The organism is Paenibacillus sp. J14 (genome assembly GCF_000518465.1).
Classification (GTDB): Bacteria; Bacillota; Bacilli; order Paenibacillales; family Paenibacillaceae; genus Fontibacillus; species Fontibacillus barengoltzii.
On the sequence record NZ_JADQ01000017.1, the window covers coordinates 37,295 to 60,403 of the forward strand.

22 protein-coding genes and 2 riboswitches are annotated in these 23,109 nt (G+C 53.2%); of the genes, 8 read left to right on the top strand and 14 right to left on the bottom strand.

The window, feature by feature from the left end:
* Nucleotides 1–8: 8 nt before the first annotated feature.
* From M891_RS0108605 to M891_RS0108615, 4 genes are all read right to left on the bottom strand, one after another.
* The gene (locus tag M891_RS0108605; protein ID WP_028538532.1) at nt 9–911 is read right to left on the bottom strand and encodes a metal ABC transporter permease; all 903 of its coding nucleotides are present in this window, start codon (nt 909–911) and stop codon (nt 9–11) included.
* The gene (locus M891_RS0108610; protein ID WP_028538533.1) at nt 857–1,564 is read right to left on the bottom strand and encodes a metal ABC transporter ATP-binding protein; all 708 of its coding nucleotides are present in this window, start codon (nt 1,562–1,564) and stop codon (nt 857–859) included. The genes M891_RS0108605 and M891_RS0108610 overlap by 55 nt, the downstream gene beginning before the upstream one ends.
* A gap of 85 nt (nt 1,565–1,649) precedes the next feature.
* On the bottom strand, nt 1,650–1,799 hold the full coding sequence (gene rpmG / locus M891_RS24900) for a 50S ribosomal protein L33 (protein WP_009226082.1): 150 nt from the start codon (nt 1,797–1,799) through the stop codon (nt 1,650–1,652).
* Nucleotides 1,800–1,824: 25 nt separating this feature from the next.
* Nucleotides 1,825–3,045, bottom strand: a complete 1,221-nt coding sequence (locus M891_RS0108615; RefSeq protein WP_028538534.1) for a GTP-binding protein — start codon at nt 3,043–3,045, stop codon at nt 1,825–1,827.
* 216 nt (nt 3,046–3,261) lie between these two features.
* On the opposite strand from M891_RS0108615, the gene M891_RS0108620 reads away from it, so the two are divergent.
* Nucleotides 3,262–3,489, top strand: a complete 228-nt coding sequence (locus tag M891_RS0108620) for a hypothetical protein (protein ID WP_009226080.1) — start codon at nt 3,262–3,264, stop codon at nt 3,487–3,489.
* Nucleotides 3,490–3,665: 176 nt separating this feature from the next.
* Here M891_RS0108620 and M891_RS0108625 read toward each other — a convergent pair whose 3' ends face one another.
* From M891_RS0108625 to M891_RS0108635, 3 genes are all read right to left on the bottom strand, one after another.
* Complete coding sequence (locus tag M891_RS0108625; protein ID WP_028538535.1) at nt 3,666–4,073, bottom strand: NusG domain II-containing protein; 408 nt, start codon at nt 4,071–4,073, stop codon at nt 3,666–3,668.
* Between the two features lie 260 nt (nt 4,074–4,333).
* Nucleotides 4,334–5,362 carry an ABC transporter substrate-binding protein gene (locus M891_RS0108630; protein WP_028538536.1) on the bottom strand — a complete coding sequence of 343 codons (1,029 nt, stop codon included), beginning with the start codon at nt 5,360–5,362 and terminating at the stop codon, nt 4,334–4,336.
* 134 nt (nt 5,363–5,496) lie between these two features.
* Nucleotides 5,497–7,005 (bottom strand): copper amine oxidase N-terminal domain-containing protein, encoded by a 1,509-nt coding sequence (locus M891_RS0108635; protein WP_036699802.1) that lies wholly within the window; start codon nt 7,003–7,005, stop codon nt 5,497–5,499.
* Nucleotides 7,006–7,219: 214 nt separating this feature from the next.
* Nucleotides 7,220–7,263, top strand: a riboswitch (PreQ1 riboswitch).
* Between the two features lie 197 nt (nt 7,264–7,460).
* Between M891_RS0108635 and queC the strand changes: the two genes are divergently transcribed.
* The 5 genes from queC (at nt 7,461) to M891_RS0108660 (ending at nt 11,205) form a co-directional block, all read left to right on the top strand.
* A complete protein-coding gene (gene queC, locus M891_RS0108640; RefSeq protein ID WP_016313037.1) occupies nt 7,461–8,129 on the top strand; it encodes a 7-cyano-7-deazaguanine synthase QueC in 669 nt (222 codons plus the stop codon).
* The gene (gene queD, locus M891_RS0108645; RefSeq protein ID WP_028538538.1) at nt 8,126–8,620 is read left to right on the top strand and encodes a 6-carboxytetrahydropterin synthase QueD; all 495 of its coding nucleotides are present in this window, start codon (nt 8,126–8,128) and stop codon (nt 8,618–8,620) included. Before queC ends, queD begins: the two co-directional genes overlap by 4 nt.
* Nucleotides 8,613–9,374: a 7-carboxy-7-deazaguanine synthase QueE gene (gene queE / locus M891_RS0108650; protein WP_016313039.1), complete on the top strand. Its 762-nt coding sequence runs from the start codon at nt 8,613–8,615 to the stop codon at nt 9,372–9,374. Before queD ends, queE begins: the two co-directional genes overlap by 8 nt.
* A gap of 296 nt (nt 9,375–9,670) precedes the next feature.
* Entirely contained in the window at nt 9,671–10,168 is a 498-nt protein-coding gene (gene queF, locus M891_RS0108655; protein WP_009226069.1) for a preQ(1) synthase, read from the top strand.
* 59 nt (nt 10,169–10,227) lie between these two features.
* The gene (locus tag M891_RS0108660; protein WP_028538539.1) at nt 10,228–11,205 is read left to right on the top strand and encodes a 2-hydroxyacid dehydrogenase; all 978 of its coding nucleotides are present in this window, start codon (nt 10,228–10,230) and stop codon (nt 11,203–11,205) included.
* A gap of 58 nt (nt 11,206–11,263) precedes the next feature.
* Here the strand turns inward: M891_RS0108660 and M891_RS0108665 are convergent, their stop codons facing one another.
* Together M891_RS0108665 and M891_RS0108670 are read right to left on the bottom strand one after the other, a co-directional pair.
* Complete coding sequence (locus tag M891_RS0108665) at nt 11,264–11,845, bottom strand: PadR family transcriptional regulator (protein ID WP_028538540.1); 582 nt, start codon at nt 11,843–11,845, stop codon at nt 11,264–11,266.
* A 6-nt stretch (nt 11,846–11,851) separates the two neighbouring features.
* Nucleotides 11,852–13,375 carry an MDR family MFS transporter gene (locus M891_RS0108670; RefSeq protein ID WP_255315383.1) on the bottom strand — a complete coding sequence of 508 codons (1,524 nt, stop codon included), beginning with the start codon at nt 13,373–13,375 and terminating at the stop codon, nt 11,852–11,854.
* 201 nt (nt 13,376–13,576) lie between these two features.
* Between M891_RS0108670 and M891_RS0108675 the strand changes: the two genes are divergently transcribed.
* Both M891_RS0108675 and M891_RS0108680 read left to right on the top strand, forming a co-directional pair.
* The gene (locus tag M891_RS0108675; protein ID WP_028538542.1) at nt 13,577–14,662 is read left to right on the top strand and encodes a M24 family metallopeptidase; all 1,086 of its coding nucleotides are present in this window, start codon (nt 13,577–13,579) and stop codon (nt 14,660–14,662) included.
* A 259-nt stretch (nt 14,663–14,921) separates the two neighbouring features.
* The gene (locus tag M891_RS0108680) at nt 14,922–16,613 is read left to right on the top strand and encodes a methyl-accepting chemotaxis protein (RefSeq protein WP_028538543.1); all 1,692 of its coding nucleotides are present in this window, start codon (nt 14,922–14,924) and stop codon (nt 16,611–16,613) included.
* Nucleotides 16,614–16,685: 72 nt separating this feature from the next.
* Here M891_RS0108680 and M891_RS0108685 read toward each other — a convergent pair whose 3' ends face one another.
* From M891_RS0108685 to cobT, 5 genes are all read right to left on the bottom strand, one after another.
* Nucleotides 16,686–17,867 carry a KamA family radical SAM protein gene (locus M891_RS0108685; RefSeq protein ID WP_028538544.1) on the bottom strand — a complete coding sequence of 394 codons (1,182 nt, stop codon included), beginning with the start codon at nt 17,865–17,867 and terminating at the stop codon, nt 16,686–16,688.
* 162 nt (nt 17,868–18,029) lie between these two features.
* Nucleotides 18,030–18,171: riboswitch (cyclic di-AMP (ydaO/yuaA leader) on the bottom strand.
* 23 nt (nt 18,172–18,194) lie between these two features.
* Entirely contained in the window at nt 18,195–19,853 is a 1,659-nt protein-coding gene (locus M891_RS0108690; protein WP_028538545.1) for a cobyric acid synthase, read from the bottom strand.
* A gap of 707 nt (nt 19,854–20,560) precedes the next feature.
* Nucleotides 20,561–21,421: an adenosylcobinamide-GDP ribazoletransferase gene (gene cobS / locus M891_RS0108695; RefSeq protein ID WP_051416881.1), complete on the bottom strand. Its 861-nt coding sequence runs from the start codon at nt 21,419–21,421 to the stop codon at nt 20,561–20,563.
* Nucleotides 21,418–22,008: a bifunctional adenosylcobinamide kinase/adenosylcobinamide-phosphate guanylyltransferase gene (cobU, locus tag M891_RS0108700; protein ID WP_028538547.1), complete on the bottom strand. Its 591-nt coding sequence runs from the start codon at nt 22,006–22,008 to the stop codon at nt 21,418–21,420. Before cobU ends, cobS begins: the two co-directional genes overlap by 4 nt.
* Nucleotides 22,008–23,087, bottom strand: a complete 1,080-nt coding sequence (gene cobT / locus M891_RS0108705) for a nicotinate-nucleotide--dimethylbenzimidazole phosphoribosyltransferase (protein ID WP_028538548.1) — start codon at nt 23,085–23,087, stop codon at nt 22,008–22,010. Before cobT ends, cobU begins: the two co-directional genes overlap by 1 nt.
* Between the last annotated feature and the right edge of the window lie 22 nt (nt 23,088–23,109).

The window sequence follows — 23,109 nt, forward strand, 5'->3', positions numbered from 1 at the left end:
TCTCTCCCTTATTCCAACGATAATGACTCGCCGTCTTTCGCCGACATACTTATAAATTCTCCGTTGTCCCGTTCCGACCGGGTTGCACGGCGGCCGTTCTTCCGGGCCAACCAGCCCCGTACCTTCTGCCCTGCAATGCCGGCTAATAAAAACAACAGCAAAACTAACGCAATCGTCCCGCCGGGAGGCATATCCAAGTAATACGAGGCGGTTAGCCCGCTGAAGATCCCCGTTTGGCCGGAGGCAACTGCGATGACAATCGCTGCCGCAAACCCGCGGGCCAACCGCAGCGCCAGCGAGGCTGGCAACACGATCAGCGAGGACACCAACAGCACGCCAACAATTGGGATCGCCGCCGCCACCGCCATGCCGGTAAACACCGCGAAGGAGAACGACAGCCACTTCACCGGGATCCCGCTGATTCGAGCGGTTTCTTCGTCAAAAGTCAGGCTGTACAGCGGTCTTCGCAGCACGATGAAATACGCGGCGCCTAGCAAAGCGACGCCAGCCATCAACACCAGTTGTGTGTCGCTCACCGCGACGATCGAGCCAAACAGGTACGCGCTGAAGCTTTGGCTCAGGTTGCTTCGTAAGCTCATCAGCACGACGGCGAGTGCCAGGCCTGAAGTCATCACAATCGCAACCGGCATCTCGCTGTATGCCCGGTAGCTGCGGCGCAGTTGCTCAATCAACAACCCGCCAATGATGGCAGCGACAAAGCCAGCTATTGCCGGGTTCCAGCCCAGCACCGCTCCGAGGGCTACACCTGCCAGCGAGACGTGCGACAACGTATCAGCCATCAACGCTTGGCGCCGCAGCATCAGGAAGACGCCGATGATCGGGGCGATGCTGCCGATCAAAGCGCCGGCCCAAAACGCACGCTGCATGAACGCGTAGTCAAGCATTGCCATTCCTCACTTTCTTGCTGCTCTAGGGAGATGATGCGGTCCAGATATGTCTCCGCTTCCTCCGGGCCATGGGTTACCATGATCACCGTCAACCCGTGTTGGTCTGTCATGTGCCGCAGCAACTGGTAAAATCCTTGCCGACTTTGCCGATCCATGCCTGTCGTGGGTTCATCCAGAACCAGTACCCGGGGCTGCCCAACTAAAGCCCGGGCAATACAGATCCGTTGCTTCTGCCCGCCGGACAGCTCGCCGATTTTCCGATCACGATGCTCCCACATCCCGACCTGCTTCAGACTGCGTTCGACGATCTGCCGTTCCTCCGCACCAAATCGTCGAAACAGGCCCAGCCGGGGATAGGAGCCTGACTTCACCAGCTCCAGCACTCGACTGGGAAATCCACTGTTAAATGCGGCAACCTGCTGCGGGACATATCCGACGTTCAATCGGCCATCCACCAGCACTTCCTCGTTGATCCTCACGCTTCCGCTCCACGGCTTCAGCAAACCGAGCAGCAGCTTCAGCAGTGTCGTCTTTGCTGCACCGTTTGGTCCGGTAATGCCAACGAACTCGCCAGCATGGATTTCGAGGGATACCCCGTCAATAACCGGTTTGTCACCATACCCAAACACGACATTTTCCATCGAGGATAAAATCATGTTACCCCTTCTTTTCTAGAGCGTAATTATTACGATTAACAAAGACGACAATTCGCCCTTTACGCTAGCCATCCTCCACTATTGATTAACGTGTCTCCCGATGAATCGTGTATTTACGCAGCCGAGGTGAGTATTTCCGCAGTTCCAGACGCTCGGGATGAGTCTTTTTATTTTTCGTGGTCGTGTAGTTTCGATCCCCGCACTCCGTACAAGCTAATGTGATAACCACTCGCATGTTCATTCCTCCTTAAGAATAAATCTTAATTGGCGTTCGCCAGCTCTTCCGCTGAAATCCAGGGCAGCGGATTAGGGAAGTCCGCCCAGTTCATCTGCATCTCTTCGTCGGTTAACAGGCATGCATCAAGCTCCCGTTCGATCCCGCTGCGATCCATTCCAATGCCGATAAACACCAGTTCAGTGATCCGGTCACCCGTCACATCGTCCCATTTACGCCGCAGCTCCGGCTCTTCGTTAAACAGCTCCTCCCGCTCACGATCAGACAGTGAGGCTAGCCAATAACCAGCCGCACCAAATTGAATCGACGGCCCGGCCTGACTCAAATTCGCCGCCATATCGGACTCCGTTGCGATCCAAACGAGCCCTTTCGCCCGCACCACTTCCTCTGGCCACTGGCTCATAAACTGCGCCAATCGCTCTGGATGAAACGGCCGTCTCCGCCGGTACACAAACGAACCGATACCGTATTCCTCCGTTTCCGGCGTATGGTTTTCCAACTCCAGTTCCCGGATCCATCCGGCCGATTGGCTGGCTTTCTCGAAATCGAACAAGCCTGTGTTCAAAATTTCCTGCGGATCCACGCAGCCCATCGTGGAGCGGATAAACTTGGCGGTTGGCTGCAGTTTACGCAGGACACCCTCCAGTTCCTTCAACTCCTCCTCGTCTACCAGGTCGCATTTATTCAAAATTAAAATGTCGCAGGTCTCGATTTGATCGATCAACAAATCAACCACATCGCGATTGTCGCCTTCTCCTGCTTGCTGCCCGCGTTCCAGAAGTGTCTCTCCGGAGGAGAAATCATGCCAGAACCGGTAGGCGTCCACTACGGTAACCAGGCAGTCCAGCTTGGCGATCCCCGTCAAATCAATCCCTGTCTCGGCATCCGCATAAGTAAACGTTTGGGCGATCGGTACCGGTTCACTGATCCCTGTTGACTCGATTAATATGTAATCGAACCGCCCCTCCGCTGCCAGCTTCTGCACCTCTCTGAGCAAATCCTCGCGCAGCGTACAGCAAATGCAGCCGTTCGACAACTCCACCAGCTTCTCCTCCGTGCGTGACAAACTCCCGCCGGCGCTGATCAGCTCCGCATCGACGTTAATCTCGCTCATATCATTGACGATCACCGCCACCTTCAGCCCCTGGCGATTGCTCAAGACGTGGTTCAGCAGCGTTGTTTTGCCCGAACCCAAATATCCACACAGCACCGTAACGGGAATCGGGCGCGCAATATGTTCATTCATTTCGTTTCATCCCCTTTCGTATGCAAGACCAGATGCCCGCTCTGGTTTATTCGTAATTATTACGATTAACAATCAATACTATATCTTCCTTCCCTGGGCTTTGTCAACTATCGATACGAATCTGCGAATTAATCTATCAACTTCGTTCTGAAACGCCTTGGAAAATAATAGTATAATACTGCACTAGATCCTGATTTTGTCTAAAAGGAGTACGCCATGAATAAACAAGCCATCACCCGAATGCTGCCGATTCTTGTGCCGGCCGCTTTCGCGCTCGCCTGCCTGACGGTCCTATACCCGTCGCTGATTCGACAGGTCCCGCTTGACGAGCTGCAAACGTTCAAAACCAGCTTTCTCAGCATCTTGCTGGAAGCGCTGCCTTTCGTGCTGATCGGAGCGCGTTTGGGCTCGTGGTCACCTCCGACCAGCCGCTTGTTGAGCTGACTAAAGACAGCTGGCTTGAGGTGGAAGGAACCATTGAGCCGCAAACGCGGGAGGGCAAGGCGATCCTTACCGTTAACGCGGAGCGCATCCGAGAAATTCCAAGATCACAAACGACCCTACGTCTATCCTAGCGAGGATTCGGTGAAAGCGTGGGAGGAGTGGTCGGGGACAGAAAACTAGCGGATATAGGCGTCTATGCCGTCCTCATCCGGCCCAGAAGCGCCCCTACGCGCGATCTCCACATACACACGGTTGGGCACACAGAGGATCGTCTCACCGGGCCGAGAGATGAAGCCCATCTGCATCGAGATTTTTTTCGGGCAGTCGGCATAGACCATTTGGATTCCCCCGTCAAAAACTTTAAGCGTATTGTTCCCGTACTTCGTGTGAATTTCGATGGTCTCCTCCTCGCCACTTAAAGGTACACTTTGGTAGGGTTGGCCGTCGACCTGGATTACAGCTTGAAGCGCTGCCGGCTCCACTGTCTCCCGGCTTTCCAGCACTTGGCGCAGGAGAAGCCATGCTGAACCCAACACCACCAGAACAATGATCAGCAGGATGTCTCCCCGTTTTATTTTTAGCATATTTATCCACCCTATCATTATGTATTAATCGTAATTATTACGAATACACATATCTTAGAAACTAGCAGCTTCGTTGTCAATGATCCTATTATCTCGTGCGGATTGGCTAACCGTTTCCTAAGCGTATGATCTGCGGAACCCGAGAGATAGGAGGTGATGACCAGCATGCCCTGTAAACCAACACGACGGTTGTCGTTAAACATGAAAAAGCCGTTCTCCGCATCGGCAAACGACGCGAGGAACGGCCCTCTTAGTTTGGTTTATTTTTGATTTTGGCTGACGATCAGATCCACCAGAATATCCAGCTGTTTCTCCAGATTTAGTCCATCGACCATCCAGAACTCTTTGTAGTTCAGCAGGTACACATGGTTATTTTTCACGGCAGGGATGTTTTTCCACACCGGTCCATTCATGACTTCCTCTGCACGTTCCTTCCCGCCGTCCGGTTCATACACTGTCACAAACATATGGTCCGCAGCATATTCCGGAACGACCTCCAACGAAATATCTGCGCCAGTAGTCGGGAATACCTCTTTCTCGATCTTCTCCTGCGGCTTCAAGCCAAACATTTCGTACAGGTTATAGCCGGCATCCCGAGTTTTCGGCCATACCCAGAAGTTCTTCGCCCAGATTGAATACGTCCCAACGGTTTCGTCAGGTCCAATGACCTCGCTGAGTTTGGCTTTGGCCTCCTCGGCTTTTTGTTTATATCGGGTAATAAATTCCTCTGCTTGTTGCTCACGGCCCAGCATTTCGCCCACCGTCTTCACTTCCTCCAACGGGTCAATGCCTTCCCAGCCCGTGGTGGCGAGAGTGATAACCGGACCGATTTTCTTCAATTGCTCAACGATATCGGCTGGCGTATAGGTTGGAACAATAATCAGATCCGGCTGAAGCTCCAGCACTTTCTCTACGGAGATATCGCCGACGCTTTCCACGCCTTCCAGTTCCTTGTTCAGCAGAACCGAATTTTCCAAAGCAAGTGAGCCTGCCCCAACCGGCTTCACGCCGAGAGCCAACAGGTCACCCAGATGTGTAATCGATACAATCCGCTGTGGATGGGTTGGAATCTCAACCTCTTGCCCGGTGTAGTCCTTGTAAACCTTCGTTGCCGCTTGTCCTTCGGCAGAATCATTGGATCCGTTGCCGGATTGCGCGTTTCCTGCTGCATTATTGTTCGATGCCGCATCGTTTGCCGTATTGCCGCTGTTTTGGCCGCAAGCCGCAAGCACGAACGTCAGCAACAGCACCGTCGCCACCGCAAGAAAGCGATGTTTGAAAACCTTCATGTTGTACTGCCCCCATTTTCTATTGATAATGATTATCATTATACCTGGGCAGGGGCAATTAATCAATCTCCAGCCAAAAATATAGGACCTTCCCTAAGCCATCCTCAGGATAGCTCGGAAAGGTCCATTTTTGCTTACTCTCTAATGATCGTAATCCAGCCGTCAACGTCGAAATCCACAGATGCGCCAAGCGCCTCTGCCAGGAAGCGGAGCGGCACGTAAGTCATCCCATCCTCATGCACAAAAGCTGGCTGGTTCAGCGTAACCGCCTCGCCACCTACCGTTGCTTGCTTCGAGCCAACTTTGAGGACGATCTCCTTGCCAGTCAGGTCATCGATTACAATAATCTGTTTGGTCTCCGGTGCCCATTTCACTTCGGCGTCTAATTGTTCAGACAAGTAACGCAACTGCACAAAGGAGGTGCCGTTCTTCGTGATCAATCCATAGTAGTCGCTTTGGGTATCAAGTACAAGCTGTTTATGGGTCAAATCCAGGTCTTCTTTGAGCAATTTGTACAACGGAGCAGAACCTTGGAAATTGCGCAAAATTTGCCCTGGAGTCAACTCTGCTTCCGTCACGTCAATCACACCGGCACTTGTATCCACTTGGTCCGCGGTGACCGTCCCGCCGATGTTCCACATTTCGCTGTCGCTGCGCACTTTAATCGCAGAAATCGGCAGATCCTCGGAAGCCGGCAGCGCGATGTTCAATTCCATAGCTTGTTTGCGGATGTTCAGCTTGCCATCAAAATAGAGATCCAGTTTCAGCACCGTATCCTTGCCAAATACCGTTGCCAGCTCCGGCATCTCTGCGAACAATTCGGCTACCTTTTGGTCGTAAGAAGACAGCAGCTCTTCAATGCCTTGCTGAAGTTCTTTGTACAGCTCATCCACGGCTTCCTTCTTCGCTTCCTGCGCCTGCTCCGGCGTGATTTCGGCATCCTCCTCAACACCCGACAGGTTCAGAATTGGCATCAACAGATCGTAGTAACCACCGATCAGATCTTTCAGCCCCTGCTCATCCTTCACCGCGCTGGCGAGGAACGGCTTAATCAGCTCAAACAGCTCGTCACCGCGCACTTCGGCATGCAGGTTCGTCAAGCTCAGCGTCTCCCCATTCACCTGCGAGGACGTTTGCTTCACGGTCAACACCGAAGGATTCGGGAAATGCTTCAGTACGAATTCAGCCAACTTGACGCTAAGCTCCTGCGCCCCGGATTCCAAGCCGCTCATGTCAGGCAGGTCCACGCCCTCAATCGTCTGAGGTATGTACAACGGCTGCTTCGCGCCTTCAACCTGCAGCGCAATCCCCTTGTCGTCCATGGAGAAGAGGAACGGAATCTTCTCACCCTTCAAGCCAACGGAGCCTTTCATCGAGATATGTTTGGTATCTTGCACCTTAGCACTATCGATATTCAGAGAGAAAGAATTAATGAGATCAATGGCTTTTTGGTCTTCTGCCGTCAACTTAGCCGATTCAGCCGGTACAACTTCGACGGTCACCGTCTGTTTCGACTCACTGCTCATCGTCTTGGTGCTGTTGGCTAGCGCTTTGGCCACATCAAATCCGCCAACCGCCTGGCATCCCGTGAGCGCTACCAGGAGCAGCGACAGTAGAATGGCCAACCCTTTGATTTTTCGCATGATATCCCTCCTAGAGTTAATCTCTTCCATTATCGGTGAGATTCGCTCGTTTGTGAACCAAATTTACGTAATTTCATTAAAAAAAGTACACCACCCCCTCCCTTCACTTCCCCTGCGCGCAAAATATGTTATAATGGGGTTTGTGCCTAGGGGCCTGAACCCCAGCGCATCACGAAATTGAAGAAGAAATCCGTGCGAATCCTCATGGAAATGCACGGGAGAGGTTCGAGAACTCCCTCTATAAAAAACTATAAATGCCCTGCCTTGATTCGGCGGGTTCTTCGCGCTCGCATGCCATTTGCTGTACGGCAACGGAGTCGCAGCGCTAAGGACAGCCTGCCGGTCGAAATGGGCTTGTTTTTTTGTGATCAGTTCAAGAACTCTCTTTCTTCTATCACAATGGGCCGGGGACGAACGATTCCCGCTTCACTATTAAAGAAGACGGAGGGTTTTTTATGCTTAAAAAGGAAAAAGCAGTTGTGGTGTTCAGCGGCGGTCAAGATAGTACGACCTGTCTGTTCTGGGCGATCCAGCAATTCGGCGAGGTTGAGGCTGTGACATTTGATTATGGCCAACGCCATAAGCTGGAGATCGAATGCGCCAAATCGATTACCGCTGAGCTTGGGATCAAGCACACCGTACTGGATATGAGCCTGCTTGGGCAATTAACGGCCAATGCTTTGACGCGCAGCGACATTGCGATTGAGCATCAGGAGGGAGAACTGCCAAGCACGTTTGTGGACGGCCGGAACCATCTCTTCCTCAGCTTTGCTGCCGTTCTTGCCAAAGGCGTCGGTGCCAAGCATATCGTCACCGGCGTGTGCGAAACCGACTTCAGCGGTTATCCCGACTGCCGCGACGTATTCGTGAAGTCGCTGAACGTAACTTTGAATTTGGCGATGGATTACGAGTTTGTGATCCATACGCCGCTGATGTGGATTGACAAGGCGGAGACCTGGAAGCTGGCCGATGAGCTTGGAGCGTTTGATTTCGTCCGTGAACGGACGCTCACCTGCTACAACGGCATCATCGGCGACGGTTGCGGTGAATGTCCGGCCTGCAAGCTGAGAAAAGCCGGGCTCGATAAATACTTGCAGGAACGCCAGGAGGCGAATTCACGATGAACCGGACACCGGGAGAATTTCGCATCGTTGAAGCACTGCAGAAGCTGGACCAGGACATCCGCCGGGACCAGCTGCGTTATCACCGTCGCCGGGTGCTGGTGAGCAAGGAGTTCACTTTTGATGCCGCACACCACCTGCACGCGTACGACGGCAAGTGCAAAAACCTGCACGGCCACACGTACAAAGTGGTATTTGGCATCAGCGGCCGGCCGGATGAGATCGGCATGACCGTTGATTTTGGCACGATCAAGGAGATTTGGAAGAACGAAATTGAAACTTATCTGGACCATCGTTATATTAATGAAACGCTGCCGCCGATGAATACCACCGCCGAAAATATGGTGGTGTGGCTGTTCGAGAAAATGGAAGAGGCGTTGCAATCGGAAGCTTATCGCAATCCGGTGCTGGAGGCTCGGACGGAGTTCGTCCGCCTCTATGAAACGCCTACCAGCTATGCGGAAGCAAGACGGGAGTGGATGCGGGATGAATAAGGATGCAACCTTGCAAGAGCATCGCGAACTGCCGATCCCTGTTATGGAGATTTTTGGCCCCACTGTCCAAGGTGAAGGGATGGTGATCGGGCAAAAAACGATGTTCGTTCGCACCGCCGGCTGTGACTATCGCTGCTCTTGGTGCGACTCCGCCTTCACCTGGGACGGCAGCGGGAAGGATATGATCCGCCGCCTCACTCCAGCGGAGATCCTTGGCGAGCTGCGTGACATCGGAGGCGACCGTTTCTCCCATGTCACCTTGTCCGGCGGCAACCCTGCCCTCCTGCCGCAGCTGGCTGGCTTGGTGGAGCTGCTTCACGCCGAAGGGATCGCCGTCGCGGTCGAGACTCAAGGCTCGCGCTGGCAGGATTGGCTGGCCGAGATCGACCAGGTGACCTTGTCGCCGAAGCCGCCAAGCTCGGGCATGGACACCAACTGGGACGTGCTGGACGATATCGTCACCAGGTTGGCTGCCCGGCCGCACCCGCTGGCCGTCAGCTTGAAGGTCGTCGTGTTCGATGACGACGATCTCGCCTATGCCAAGCGAGTGCACGCCCGCTACCCCAACGTGCCGATGTATGTGCAGGTAGGGAACCCGGACGTGAAGCGGATGGACATCCAGGAGCATGCGTCCGACCTGCTGCGCCGCTACGAAGCGCTCATCGACAAGGTGATGGCCACGCCGGATTTGAACAACGTCCGGGTGTTGCCGCAGCTGCATGCCCTCGTCTGGGGCAACAAACGAGGCGTGTAGCGGGGCCCCCGCGGCTAACGGACACCAGAGACGTTATTTGCGGCTCCAAGGGGGCTTCCCCGTTCTAGCGGACTCAGAAGACCTTATTTCGCAGAGAAGAGCACATCGGCTGCGAATGAACCCCAATAAGGGCGTTGGAGTCCGTTACAGCGGGAAATAGCCGGGAAATCAGCAAATAAAGGCTGTACGGTCCGTTAGAGCTTTTGCCCTAACCTTTCCCCCCGTACACCGTTTCACGCAATCCCTTACGCACAGCCCATACGGCAACGCGAATATATCTATAAGGAGGGCTTCATATGGCCGGAAGAAAACCCGAAGAAATGCAAGACGTAACCCTGCTGGGCAACCAGGGCGTCAAATATCCTTTTGACTACGCGCCTGAGGTATTAGAGACCTTTGACAATAAACATCCGTACCGTGATTATTTTGTAAAATTCAACTGCCCGGAGTTTACCAGCCTTTGTCCGATCACGGGACAGCCTGACTTCGCCACCATCTACATCAGCTATATTCCCGATATCAAAATGGTGGAAAGCAAGTCGCTCAAGCTCTACCTGTTCAGCTTCCGCAACCATGGCGATTTCCATGAGGACTGTGTGAACATCATCATGAACGATTTGATCAAGCTCATGGATCCGAAATACATCGAAGTCTGGGGCAAATTTACGCCGCGCGGCGGCATCTCCATCGATCCTTACTGCAACTATGGCCGTCCCGGCACCAAGTACGAAGCGATGGCGGAACATCGCCTGCTTAATCATGATATGTATCCGGAAAAAGTCGATAATCGCTAAATCCTTGTCTACGTGGTGTGCGTAACAATGGATCTATCCCCCTGAGAGAGGAGAACCTCATGAAACCAAAAGTGTTTATCTCCCGGCCGATCCCCCCGGAAGTCGAACATTATCTGGCAGAGCATTGTGAAATCCGCAAATGGGAAGGCGACGAACCGATCACCCGCGCCCAACTTCTAGCCAGCTTAAGCGACGTCGAGGGATTGTTGACCGCGGACCGCAGCATCAATCAGGAGCTGTTGGATCATGCTCCCAAATTAAAAGTTGTCAGCAATATCAGCGTTGGCTACAACAACTTTGATCTCGAAGCAATGAAAGCCCGCGGCGTGCTGGGGACCAACACCTCCGCCGTTCTGAATGACACCGTCGCCGACTTGATTTTCGCCTTGATGCTGGACGTCGCCCGCCGGGTATCGGAACTGGACCGATATGTGAAAGCAGGGAAATGGAAACGCGGGGACGGCCAAAACTTGTTTGGTCTTGACGTCCACCATAAGAAGCTTGGCATCATCGGAATGGGCGAAATTGGCGAAGCCGTGGCCCACCGCGGGCAATTCGGCTTTGGGATGCAGGTGTTGTATCACAACCGAAGCCGGAAACCGGAGGCCGAAGCTAGACTGGGTGCGACCTATTGCACCTTGGATGAGCTGCTGAAGGAAGCTGATTTTATCGTGCTAATCACGCCGCTCACACCGGAAACGCGCAAGCTGATCGGCGCTCGGGAATTTGCTTTGATGAAGCCGACGGCCGTGTTCGTCAACGCCTCCAGAGGGGCTACCGTTGATGAGCAAGCGCTGACCGCCGCCTTGCAGAACCGCCAAATCTACGGTGCAGGATTGGATGTGTTCGAGAAGGAACCGATCGATCCGGACCATCCGCTGTTGAAGCTGCCGAACGTAGTAACCTTGCCGCATATCGGCTCAGCGACGGACCAAACTCGCCGGCAAATGGCGATGCGAGCCGCAGAAAACCTGGTGGCTGCCCTCGAAGGCCGAACACCGCCAAGCTTGGTCAAAGAATTGCGACCGGATGCATAAAAAAACTCCCCGGTTACCGTCAGCGCAAGCCGCGCACGGTACCCGGGGAGTTTCTTTTTTATTCCTCTTCATTGAGTAAATCAACCGGCTCGCGGTTCCCTAGTTGTCCGGCCTCAGCGTCTTTGAGCAGCCGCCGCAGCCAATTAAGCTCTGTCCGGGCATGCTCGTAACGTCCCACCATCAAGTGCAGTACGCTCCTTGGCACGATCCCCTGATGTTCTTCGTAAACCTGGTAGCTCAAATTGACCTCATGCTCCGCATTACGAATTCGGTCTTGCAGCATGGCGATCAGCTTCTCCCGATCCCCATGTCTGGCAAATGCCAACGCAACATGCAGCGGATGATAGGCGGACACTTCCTCCTGGAACCGTTCGATCAGCAGTTTCTGAAAATACTCCCGGCCCTTGTCCGTGATCCGGTAGACCGTCTTGTCCGGACGGCCCTCGCCGTAAATCGTCTCCACCGCTTCAATATCTCCCGATTTGGCCAACTGGTCGACGGCGTAATACAGCGAGCCGATTTTGAAATTGCCGTGCTGATCGAGGAACCGATCCCGGATGCGGATGAGCATCTCATAAGGATGCTGATCCTCCTCAAGCAGCAAACCCAAAATACAAAGACGGATCGCTACACCTTTCATTCCCGATTACCCCCGCTGTTCCGACGGCTTTAACGCCTTGCGCTCGATCCGGTCCTTCGGCATGGCGAGTACGACGAGCACGGCGCCAACGGTAGGAACGAGGGCCCACATAAACGTATGCGCAATCGAAGTGGACAACGCCTCTGTAATCTTGTCCAAAATCTCAGGCGGAATCAGCGCTCTTTTCTCGGGGCTTAATGCTTCCTGAGTATCGCCAAAGTTCCCGCCGCCTTGTCCCATTCCAGCAAATGCATCGGCCATCGCCCCCGACATCAGGTTGCGCTGCACGATGCCAAAGATCGTAATCCCCAGCGTCATCCCTAACGATCGAAGGAACGAGTTGGTTGAGGTCGCCGCTCCGCGCTGCCGCATGTCAAAGTGATGCACAGATGCCATGCTGAGCACCGAGAAGGAGAAGCCAACGCCAAATCCGGTCAAGATGCTGTAAAGCGTAAGCAACAAGCGAGACGAATCATTCGTTAACGTACTAAGCGCAAAAATACCGCCAACGAAGCAAATCACCGACAAGCCCATCACCGTGCGATAGGGGATCCGGGAAGCGAGCATCCCGCCCAGCATACTGCCAACCACCGAGCCGATCATCATGGGCATCAGAATAATGCCGGAATTGGTCGCTGAGCCGCCATAGACGCCCTGCACGAAGATTGGAATATATACCGTCGCAACGATAAATACACTCCCGTAAAATAACGCCAACAAACAACTTGTCGCGTAAAGCCGGTTTTTGAACATTTCAAATGAAATGATCGGCTCTTGCGCTTTCGTTTCGTACAGCAGGAACGCGACAAACAGCACGGCAAAACCCGCAAACAATCCCAAAATCACGGCAGAATTCCATGCATATTTCTCGCCGCCCAGTTCCAAGGCAAACATCAGACACACCACGGCGCCAACCAAGGTAAACGCCCCGCCCCAGTCGATCTGCTGCTTCGCATGCGTCAGCGACTCCTTGTAGTAGAGGATAATCAACACCAAAGACACGATGCCGATCGGTACATTAATATAGAAAACCCAATGCCAACTCAGCGAGTCCGTGATAAATGCACCCAGCAACGGGCCAAAAATACTCGACGTGCCAAATACGGCACCCATTAGCCCGGTCATTTTCCCGCGTTGCTCCACCGGGAAGATATCGTAAATGATCGTAAACGCAATCGGCATCAGCGCTCCCCCGCCGATCCCCTGGATCGCCCGGAATATACTCAGCTGCACGATGCTTCCGGCGAGCCCGCATAACACAGAGCCAAGCAAGAACATGGCGATGCCAAATAAGAAGAAGCGTTTCCGGCCATACATATCTGACAGCTTGCCAAAAATCGGCGTCCCCGCCATCACCGTCACCATATAGGCCGAAGTCACCCAAACGAACTGCTCTATCCCACCTAAATCGGCAACGATCGTTCCCATCGCCGTTGTTACGATCGTGTTGTCCATCGCCGACATCAGAATCCCCAGCATCAATCCGAACAAGATGAGCCGGGTCGATTTTTTCGTTGCGGTAGCCAATATCTTCTCTCCTTTGTTTATATTCAAATTTGAATATGATAACCTCTTTCTATTTTATTGAAAATATTTAAAAAGTAAACCTTTTGCCTATAATAGTCATCCGCCTCACCCCTGCCCGCCCGGTGCAACGACTCTAACTATCGTTCCTCCCTGCTTTGGCCTATAATGGAACAAGAGACTGAACGAAAGGAAGTTTTTTGCCAAATGAATAATAAATGGACTGCATTAGAACGCAAAATGCGTGATTCCGGCGTCAATACGCTGCTAATTACGGATCCGAAGCATGTGTATTACCTGACCGGCTTTCTCAGCAATCCGCATGAACGCTTCCTCGGCGCCGTCCTTCAGGCGGGAAGCGAGCCTTTTTTGGTTGTCCCTGCACTGGATGAAGAGGCTGCCCGTAAAGCGGCGAACGTAACGGAGATCCTTACCCATGGCGACACAGATGATCCTTACGCGATCTTGAAGCAACGACTTGGGGGCTCGCTAGGGACGCTGGGCTTTGAGAAGGAGCAAGTCTCGGTGGCAAATTTTGAGCGGATGCAGGAGAAGCTCTCCTTCTCCGAATCAGTTGACATTGGACCTTGGCTTCGGGACATGCGGGTGCGGAAAAGCCCGGAAGAGGTTGGAAAAATCAAACATGCCGTAGATCTGATCGAACAGGTGCTCAGCGAATCGCTGAAAAAAGTAAAGGAAGGCGTAACCGAAAATGAGCTGGTTGCAGAAGTCGAGTACCAAATCCGCAAGCTTGGTGCAGACGGACCTTCCTTCGATTCCATGGTGCTGTCCGGCGAGAAAACCGCCCTGCCGCATGGCGTCCCCGGTGATCGGCAAATCCGGCGCGGCGACCTGCTGATGTTTGACATCGGCGTTTATGCGGATGGCTACGCCTCCGACATTACGCGTACCTTTGCGGTGGGCGAGCTATCTGAGGAACTGGTCCGGATTTATGAAACGGTGCTGGCAGCTAACGAAGCTGCGATTGCCGCCATTCGGCCAGGTGTCACCTTCGCCTCTATTGACCGCGCCGCCCGCGAAGTAATCGAAGCTGCCGGCTATGGACCTTATTTTATCCATCGCCTTGGCCATGGGCTGGGGATCGACGTACACGAGTTCCCATCGGTTCATGGGGAGAACGATTTTCTTCTCGCAGAAGGCCACGTCTTTACGGTTGAACCTGGCATTTATGTGCCTGGCGTCGGAGGAGTTCGTATCGAAGACGACGTTCTAGTCACCGCAACCGGCGTTGAAGTTCTCACTTCTTATCCCAAACAATTAACCCATATCTAACATGATACGTTACTTTTCTACTCAAAGAGCTCTGGTGATCTGCAAAAAGGGTCGCAGGGCTCTCTTTTTATCCATTTTCCGATAGATTTAGACGTTTTTTTTGAAACTTTTTACGAAAACCAAAAAAAGTAGTATTTTTTTCATTTTCAAAGGACCTTTTTTCCTATAAAATGATACTTATGAACCGCTGGTTAAAAAGAATAGAGAGACAGCCAAGCGTATACATCACATTTTTAAAGGGGAAACGGAGAGGATTCTCGTGTTCAATGTCATTAATCGCTCCATCAGCCGCAGATTGATGAGTACCTATGCGGTGATTATTGTCGTATCTTCACTTTTATTTAGCGTCAGCTTTTATAACATCTCTATGGGGATCATTGAGCAAAATGTGCTGCCACAGTTCGATAAAGTGCTGCAAACTAGTACTCAAGACATCTTCAAAAGGTTAGATACGACCCAATCCCTGCAATTGCTCAGCGGTAAAGATAACTCCCGTTTTGCGGTGGAATCGTATTTGACGAAGAGCACTAAGGACTACAACTTGAGCACTGCTTATTTACTACATATTCAAGATGACGGCGCTACAGTTCTGGCGACGAATGAGAACTCGGAGATGACCCCCGGCGACAAGCTGGAGCTTCAGCCGGCCATGACCGCTGCGGCCAATGGCGGGGTACAAATCAGTGAGTTGTATACCGACAAATTCGGCTCGCACAAAACAGCTTTCATCGCGATTCCCGGCAGCAAAGCGATGCTCGCCGTGGGCCTTGACGCTACCTTCATCGATAAGAAGAAAGACCAAATTTTATACATCTGTATCGGCATCACCTTACTTGTCATTGTGGTGGGCATGGCCGCAGCGTATTTTGCAAGTACGCGAATCACGAAGCCAATTCGCAAGCTGGTGAAGGTCACGGAGCAAATGGCTGGCGGAGACTTCCGTCATACCATCGAAGTGAAAGGACATGACGAAATTGCCCAACTCGCCGGAAGCTTCCAAACGATGACGCTTCAGCTCAAAAACATGTTCGCTGCAGTGATGCAAACGTCCCAAGTGGTCGTAGACGGATCTGAGAACTTATCCCGATCGGTGACAACGTTTGAAGATTTGATTGCCCGTTCCAATGCAGCTACGAAGGAAATCGAAGCGGGCAGCATGACGATTGCTTCCGCAGCAGCCGAAAACGCCCGTGCGATGGAAGAAATTTCGCAAGGTGTACAGCATATTGCGTCTTCGTCTGCCGAAGTCACGGAACGGATTGGACAAGCTGCAGAGGAGGCTGACGCCGGAAATCATTTGGCGCAAACAGCGGTTACGCAAATGCAGCATGTCGAAGATGCGGCTAATCGCACGTTGGAGCATATCCGCACGCTGAATGATCGTTCCGAGTCCATTTCGAACGTGGTAGGTACCATTACAGAAATTACGAAGCAAATTAATATTTTGGCGCTGAACGCGGCGATTGAAGCTGCACGTGCCGGCGAACACGGCAAAGGCTTTGCTGTCGTGGCCGAGGAAGTTCGTAAGCTGGCTGAACAGTCCCGCCGAGCGATGGAGGAAATCGGCGAGAACCTGCTCAGTATCCGAGAAGAATCGGAAAATTCGGTCAACGCCATGCAGCGGGCCAGCGAGGAAATCGTCTCCGGAACCGAACGGGTGAAGCAAGCGGGTCAAGCGTTTGAACAATTAACGAAGCTGATTCAGAACGTGAACTTGACGATTCAATCGGTTTCAGCCTCCACCCAAGAGGTATCTGCCGGTACCGAGGAAGTCACCGCATCGGTAGAGGAATCGGCCAATATTACCGCCAAATCGCTGGAGAACATGGAGCAAATCAGCAGCTACTCGCAGCAACAGCTGGACGAAATGGAAGCGCACGCGCGTACAGTTCGCTCACTGTATGAGCAGGCGTTGTCGTTGCAGGAATCGATTGCAAAATTCCGGATCTGACTCTAAAAATAAAACGTACCCTTCACGTTCCCCTGATCGGGGAAACGGAAAGGGTACGTTTTGTTTTATCCCTTAAATCGTCACTGGGCTTGCAGAAGCCGCATCTTCTGTTGTCTGATCCGATTGCGTATCCGCCTTCGAATCCAGCTTCTTTTCCGGCTTCTTCCAGTACGCTTCACTGCCTGGCAAATCGTCAAACCAGGTCGCATCATCCGGGCAAGGCAAAATCATAAACTTGCCGTATTCACCGTCCCGGGACTGATGATACTTGAGATAGGCCTGCCCGTTTTCGATAGCCAGGATTTCGATTTTTCCTGAAGAATGACTCATCGATAATCGCACGCGCTTTCCAAGCCCTGAAGTACGGGCTTTCGCTTCCTCTACTAGCTCATACGCTCGTTTCAATGGGATGACAAAGTCAGCATTTCCGGCTACGGGACGATTAATAAAGAAATAGTACGGAGTGACGCCAGCCCAAGATAAGCGATCTAGCAATTCACCAAGCACGGCCGCATCATCGTTGATGCCTTTGAGAATCGGCGTTTGATTGACCACGATAGCCCCGGCGTCGTGCAGCGCCTGGAACCCTCTTTTGGCCTCAGGGGTAATTTCGCGCGGATGATTGATATGCGCCATAACATAAATCCGTTGATCAACGGTGGAGAACTCCCGAATCAGATCCAGCAACTCCGGATCTTCATAAATACGCATAGGATTAAACACAGGAATTTTGGAACCGAGGCGGATGATTTTTACATGCTCAATAGCTCTTAGCCGCTCGAGAATCGAACGCAGCTTTCTGGTCGCTAAGATCAAGCTGTCACCGCCGGTTAACAGGACGTTATTAATCTCCGGATGCTGTGCGATGTACTCAATGCCAGGTGTGACATCCGCCATCGCTTCCTTCACATCGTTGCGGAATAACCGTTTACGGAAGCAGTATCGGCAATAGGAGCCGCAAACCTCGGACACAATCAGCAGCGCGGTCGTTCGATATTTGTGCTGGCAGCCAGGCACCACGTAGTTCGCCGCTTCGTCAGAAGCGTCCCAGCGCCCATATTCCTTCAGTTCTCCCGTATTGGGGATCACCAACTTGCGGATCGGGTCCTCCGGATCATTCCAGTCGATCAAACTCAAATAGTAGTCGTTCACCCGAAAAACAAATTTGTCGGTAATCGGTTTCAAGTCCTGCCGCTCCTGCTCGGACAACTGGCTCACCTTGGCAATATCGGTGATGTACTTCGGACTAGCCATAAATCCTCTCCTCCTTTATTAGTACGATGCGTAAAGAAGAAGCTCGAAACTTGCAGTGAATGCGAGTACTCCGCCGAATGCTCGGGTCAAAGGTCTTGCAGAACGCAAAAAGACCCCGCTTCAAAGAACAGGGTCATTAAATGATGACTGAAATAATATTAAAAATGACCCATCCACTGCAAACGAGGTTAGCTGACGGGCTCGGGAAGATGGTTCCCTACGTTAAACTTGCAACGATTCGCCCCAAAAGATTGGTTCCCCCGCTTTTCGACTTTACCCATCGAAAATTAAGCGTACTTTTATCCTACCTTATCCTTACCCAATTTGTCAAAGCTTACCTTGGATCCCAATAATGTCGTAAATGAGATTCATGCGCAAATGCCTGCGAACCTGCTCCGCTAACCGATCGAAGGCTTCCTCCTTCCGTGAGGAAGAAACAAAGGTGACGTTCAAAGGTTCCAGCCCTTTGCTCGTACGCAGTCCGTCCAGCCAAGCACGTCGCCAGGCATCATTATGGAACACTCCGTGCAGATACGTCCCAAACACCCTGCCATCGGCGCGGGCTGCGCCTTCCGGATGTGTTTGCGTCTCAGCCTGTTCTAACTCCGGGGCTGTCCCTGACCCTTGTACTGGCTCCTCATTGACCCGAAGCATAAATAAGGGACGAGTGTCCCGCAACTGCTGGGTTGATCCGGCATGAATCTCATAGCCTGAGATCGGCAGCTCCTGGTTCTGAGGATGCAATGCGATCGGATGGTCCTCGCACGTATATCCGTGCACGCGCACCGTTTTTTTACCTGGGAGAAAGGTTGTAGCCAAGGGGAGCAGGCCCAGACCCAATGCCGACCTCGGTTCATTGGACTCTACGCCTTCAGGGTCATGCAGTTGTTCGCCCAGCATTTGATATCCGCCGCAAATTCCGACCAGCTGGGTGTGCGTCCCCTCATCGATCAGGTTGCAAACTGCCCCTGCCAGCCCTTGCCCGCGCAAAAATTCCAGATCGCTGATCGTATCCTTGGTCCCCGGCAAAATCACCACATCGGGATGTCCAAGTTCTGACAGCTTGCTTACATAACGTAACGATACGTCCGGTTCGGCTGCCAACGGGTCAAAATCCGTGAAGTTAGAAATATGCGGATAACGGATAACGGCGATATCCAGCTCCTGCGTTGCGGATGGCGCTGAACGAGCTGGATAGGTATCCAGGACAACGGAATCCTCCGCTTCGATCTCCAGATTATTTAGGTAGGGGAGAACTCCAAGTACGGGGATTCCGGTCCGCTGCTCCAGCCAATCCAGGCCAGGCTGCAGCAGAGACAGATCGCCGCGAAACTTATTGATAATGAACCCTTTTACGCGAGCGCGTTCGTGCGGTTCAAGCAGCTCCAGGGTACCAACAAGAAAGGCAAACACCCCGCCACGGTCGATATCCCCCACCAAAATCACGGGAGCATCCGCCCATTCGGCCAAGTTCATGTTAACGATATCCCGTTGCTTCAGGTTGATCTCCGCTGGGCTTCCAGCCCCCTCGATCACCACAATGCCATGCCTATCGCGGAGCCGACCGAGCGCTTCCATGACCAGCGGCTTGGCGTGGGGCAGAAACTCCTCACGATAATCAGATGCGCTAAGGTGACGGTAAGGACGCCCATGTACAACAATCTGCGAGTGCATGTTCCCAGTTGGCTTGATCAGTACCGGGTTCATTTCGGTGGTGGCAGTGATGCCGCAAGCCTCTGCCTGAATGCCTTGGGCCCGTCCAATCTCTTGACCGTCCGCCGTAACATACGAGTTCAAGGCCATATTTTGTGACTTGAACGGAGCCGGTCGAAGCCCATCCTGCGCAAAAATACGACACAGTGCCGTCACGATCACACTCTTCCCCACGTCAGACGCTGTCCCTTGAACCATGAGCACAGCCCCTGATGCTGTTGGTTCGCTTTTTGCCCAATCCTGATCCCAAAGCTTCTTATGCTTTTCGCCCATCGCGCGTTCCCTCCTTCCCAATCCGTACGTGTAGTACCATGTCTCGTCAGGCCCTTTTGCACCTTTATCCCTTTTGTTCAGGGGAGTGGTAATTCCGCACGCTTTTTCACCATTATCCCCTTCGTTCAGCCAGTGGTAATTCCGCACGCTTTTTCACCATTATCCCTTTCACTCAGCCGGTGGTGCTTGCCCAACATGTTTCTCCGCTTCCAGCTGTCCGTCTTTATCTCTTAGGTACCTTATTTCGCCTTCCCAACTCTAACCTTCTTGATTCTGATTCAAGGGGATAATGGTGCAAAGAAGCCCGCAGCAACATAAATTATCCCTTTCGCCCAGNTAGCTTGCAGAGACGTGCTCGATTGCCGCTATGCTACCTACTGCCGNCCTATACTCACTTTGGAATACCGATGGATCTCTCGATCTAGTTCTACCTTTCTCTTCTCCTTGGTTCTGATCCAAGGGGATAATGGTGCAAAAGCGCTCGCAGCAACATAATTATCCCTTTCATCCAGCTAGCTTGCAGAGACGTGCTCGATTGCCGCTATGCTACCTACTGCCGTCCTATACTCACTTTGGAATACCGATGGATCTCTCGATCTAGTTCTACCTTTCTCTTCTCCTTGGTTCTGATCCAAGGGGATAATGGTGCAAAAGCGCCCAAAGCCAAAGGTCTCCCTTCCGCCTAAAGCGCCTCTGACCTTGAAATATCAATTTGAAAAGATCAGCACCGCAAGCAGCAACAGGACAGCTTCCAACCCTTCGCCCAGCGCCCCGTAGGTATCGCCGGTCAAACCGCCGAGCTTGGCATTGATTCGTCGAGCGGCCCAAGTTCCCGCCGCCCAGGCGATAAAGGGAGACAGGCCGATAAACAGCAGCGATCGCAGCAAAGCCGATTCCTCCATTCCTCCCAGCAACACGAGCAAAGTGAGCAGCAACACTACAACGGATATCGTCACCGCCATGATGGTGCTCCCCCAGGCATCCCGTTCACTGAAGCCGTGGAATTGCGCAGCCAATCCCTCACCTTGCCGGGCCATGGGCCAGCGGTGCATCGCCCGGGTCATAAACCACCGGCTCCACAGAGGTGCCAGCCATATCGCCAGCCCTGACGTCAGCAGGCCCCCTTGGAAGAGCGAGGTCAGCAGCGAGGCTTTGAGCATCAGCAATAGGACGCAGGCCAGCACGCCCATGGCGCCTACCCGGCTGTCTTTCATGATCTCAAGCATCTTGTCGCGTGACCGGTAGCTCAGCAGTCCGTCGGCCGTATCCATCCAACCGTCCAAATGCAAACCTCCAGTTAATCCAACCCAAATCAATAAGGAAAGGATGGCTGCCGGGTACGAAGGAAGCAGCCAGTCGGCAAGCAAGCCGCCTGCCCAGACGACAGCGCCGATTGCTGCTCCGACAAGCGGATAATAGGGGATACTGCGCCGCAGCAAGTCCGTTGTAAAATCCAGTTCAGCCCGTACCGGAAAGCGTGACAGAAACTGGAAGGCCGCCAAGATCGGCTGCAGAGCTCCATGCTTACCCGCCCCGGAGGGCGCTTTGTGCTCTGGTCCGTTCGTCATAAGCGATACTCCCTGCTTTTCAACTCGATGGGGATGCCGGCGGTAACCAGAAACACCTGATCCGCGATTGACGCTATTTTTCGGTTCAACTGCCCGGCCCAATCCCGATATTGTCGGCCAAGCGGATACTCCGGCACGATTCCGCTGCCAACCTCGTTTGTAACCATCACCAAAGTGCCGACAAAAGCCTCGACCGCAGCGATCAACCGCTCAATTTCCCGCGTCATAACGGCGTCCACAGCATCGGCCCCTTCTCCTGCCCCAAGCAGCACGTTCGACAACCACAACGTCAGGCAGTCGATCAACACCACGGGACCGGCGACTTCGGCAGCCGTGCTCTCCTTCGCAACCGGCCGTTCACCCAACTTATGCAGCAGCTCTGCAAGTTCGAGCGGCGCTTCATGCGTCGTCCAGTTGAACCCGCTTTGCTCCCGCTGGAGCTGATGCAGACGGATGCGTTCTTTCATCTCGTCGTCAAAAGCTTGCGCCGTTGCGACGTAATCCGCGGATGTTGCCTGTTTCATGACCCAACGTTCAGCAAACGTGCTTTTGCCGCTGCGGGCTCCGCCGGTCACCAGGATCTTCATCACTTGATCCCCCCGCCATTTTCTTCACCGGACGCGACACCCGCGCTTTCGAACGTCGCCATTTCGGCAACGATCCGGCATGCTGCATCAACGAGGTGAAGCGCCAGTACGCCGCCTGTGCCTTCCCCAAGCCGCATGTCCAGCTCCAGCATTGGGTTCAGGCCTAGCGCCTGCAGAAGCGCACGATGTCCCTGCTCGTGGGAGACGTGGGATGCGATGAGATAGTCGGCGGCTTTCGGCTCAAGGCGCACCGCTAGCAGCGCGGACACAGTAGAAATAAAGCCGTCGATCACGACGGGACAGCGATGAGCCGCAGCTCCCAGAATAACGCCGGTCATTCCGGCAATCTCCAGGCCGCCGACCTTAGCCAGCACGTCCAGCGGATCGTTGGCATCTGGACGGTTTACCTCCAGTGCCCGCTCCACGACGGAAATTTTGTGCCGAAGCCGTTCATCGTTGACCCCGGTTCCACGACCAACGCTCTGCTGCGGTGCGATCCCCGTCAGGCTGCTCATAATTGCGGCGCTAGCTGTAGTATTACCGATGCCCATCTCCCCTGTGACAAACAGTCGAACGCCTTGAGACACTGCATCAGCGACCACCTCAGCCCCAACGCGAATGGCAGCTTCAGCTTCCTCCCGGCTCATCGCCGGTCCCTTAGCCATATTTCCTGTCCCGTAACGCAGCTTACGTTGCAGCAACCCCGGGTGCGACATTTCTGCATTTACCCCGATATCGACGCAAACGACATCGGCTGAAGCTTGACGTGCCAGCACATTTACGGCAGCGCCTCCGGCCAAAAAGTTATGTACCATCTGGGGTGTCACTTCCGCCGGAAACGCGCTGACCCCTTCCTCACAGACCCCGTGATCCGCTGCCATCACGATCACCGACCGTTTGTCAAACACAGGACGGACTTTCCCCGTGATCCCTGCCAGCTTCACTGCCAATCCTTCCAACTTCCCGAGACTTCCCGGCGGCTTCGTCAACTGGTCCAAATGGACCTGCGCCGCTTTCATCGCTGCTTCGTCCAAAGGAGTAATTGCTTGCGCAAGCTGTTCGACTGAATTGTATGCCATAACCATATTCCCCTTTTCTGTA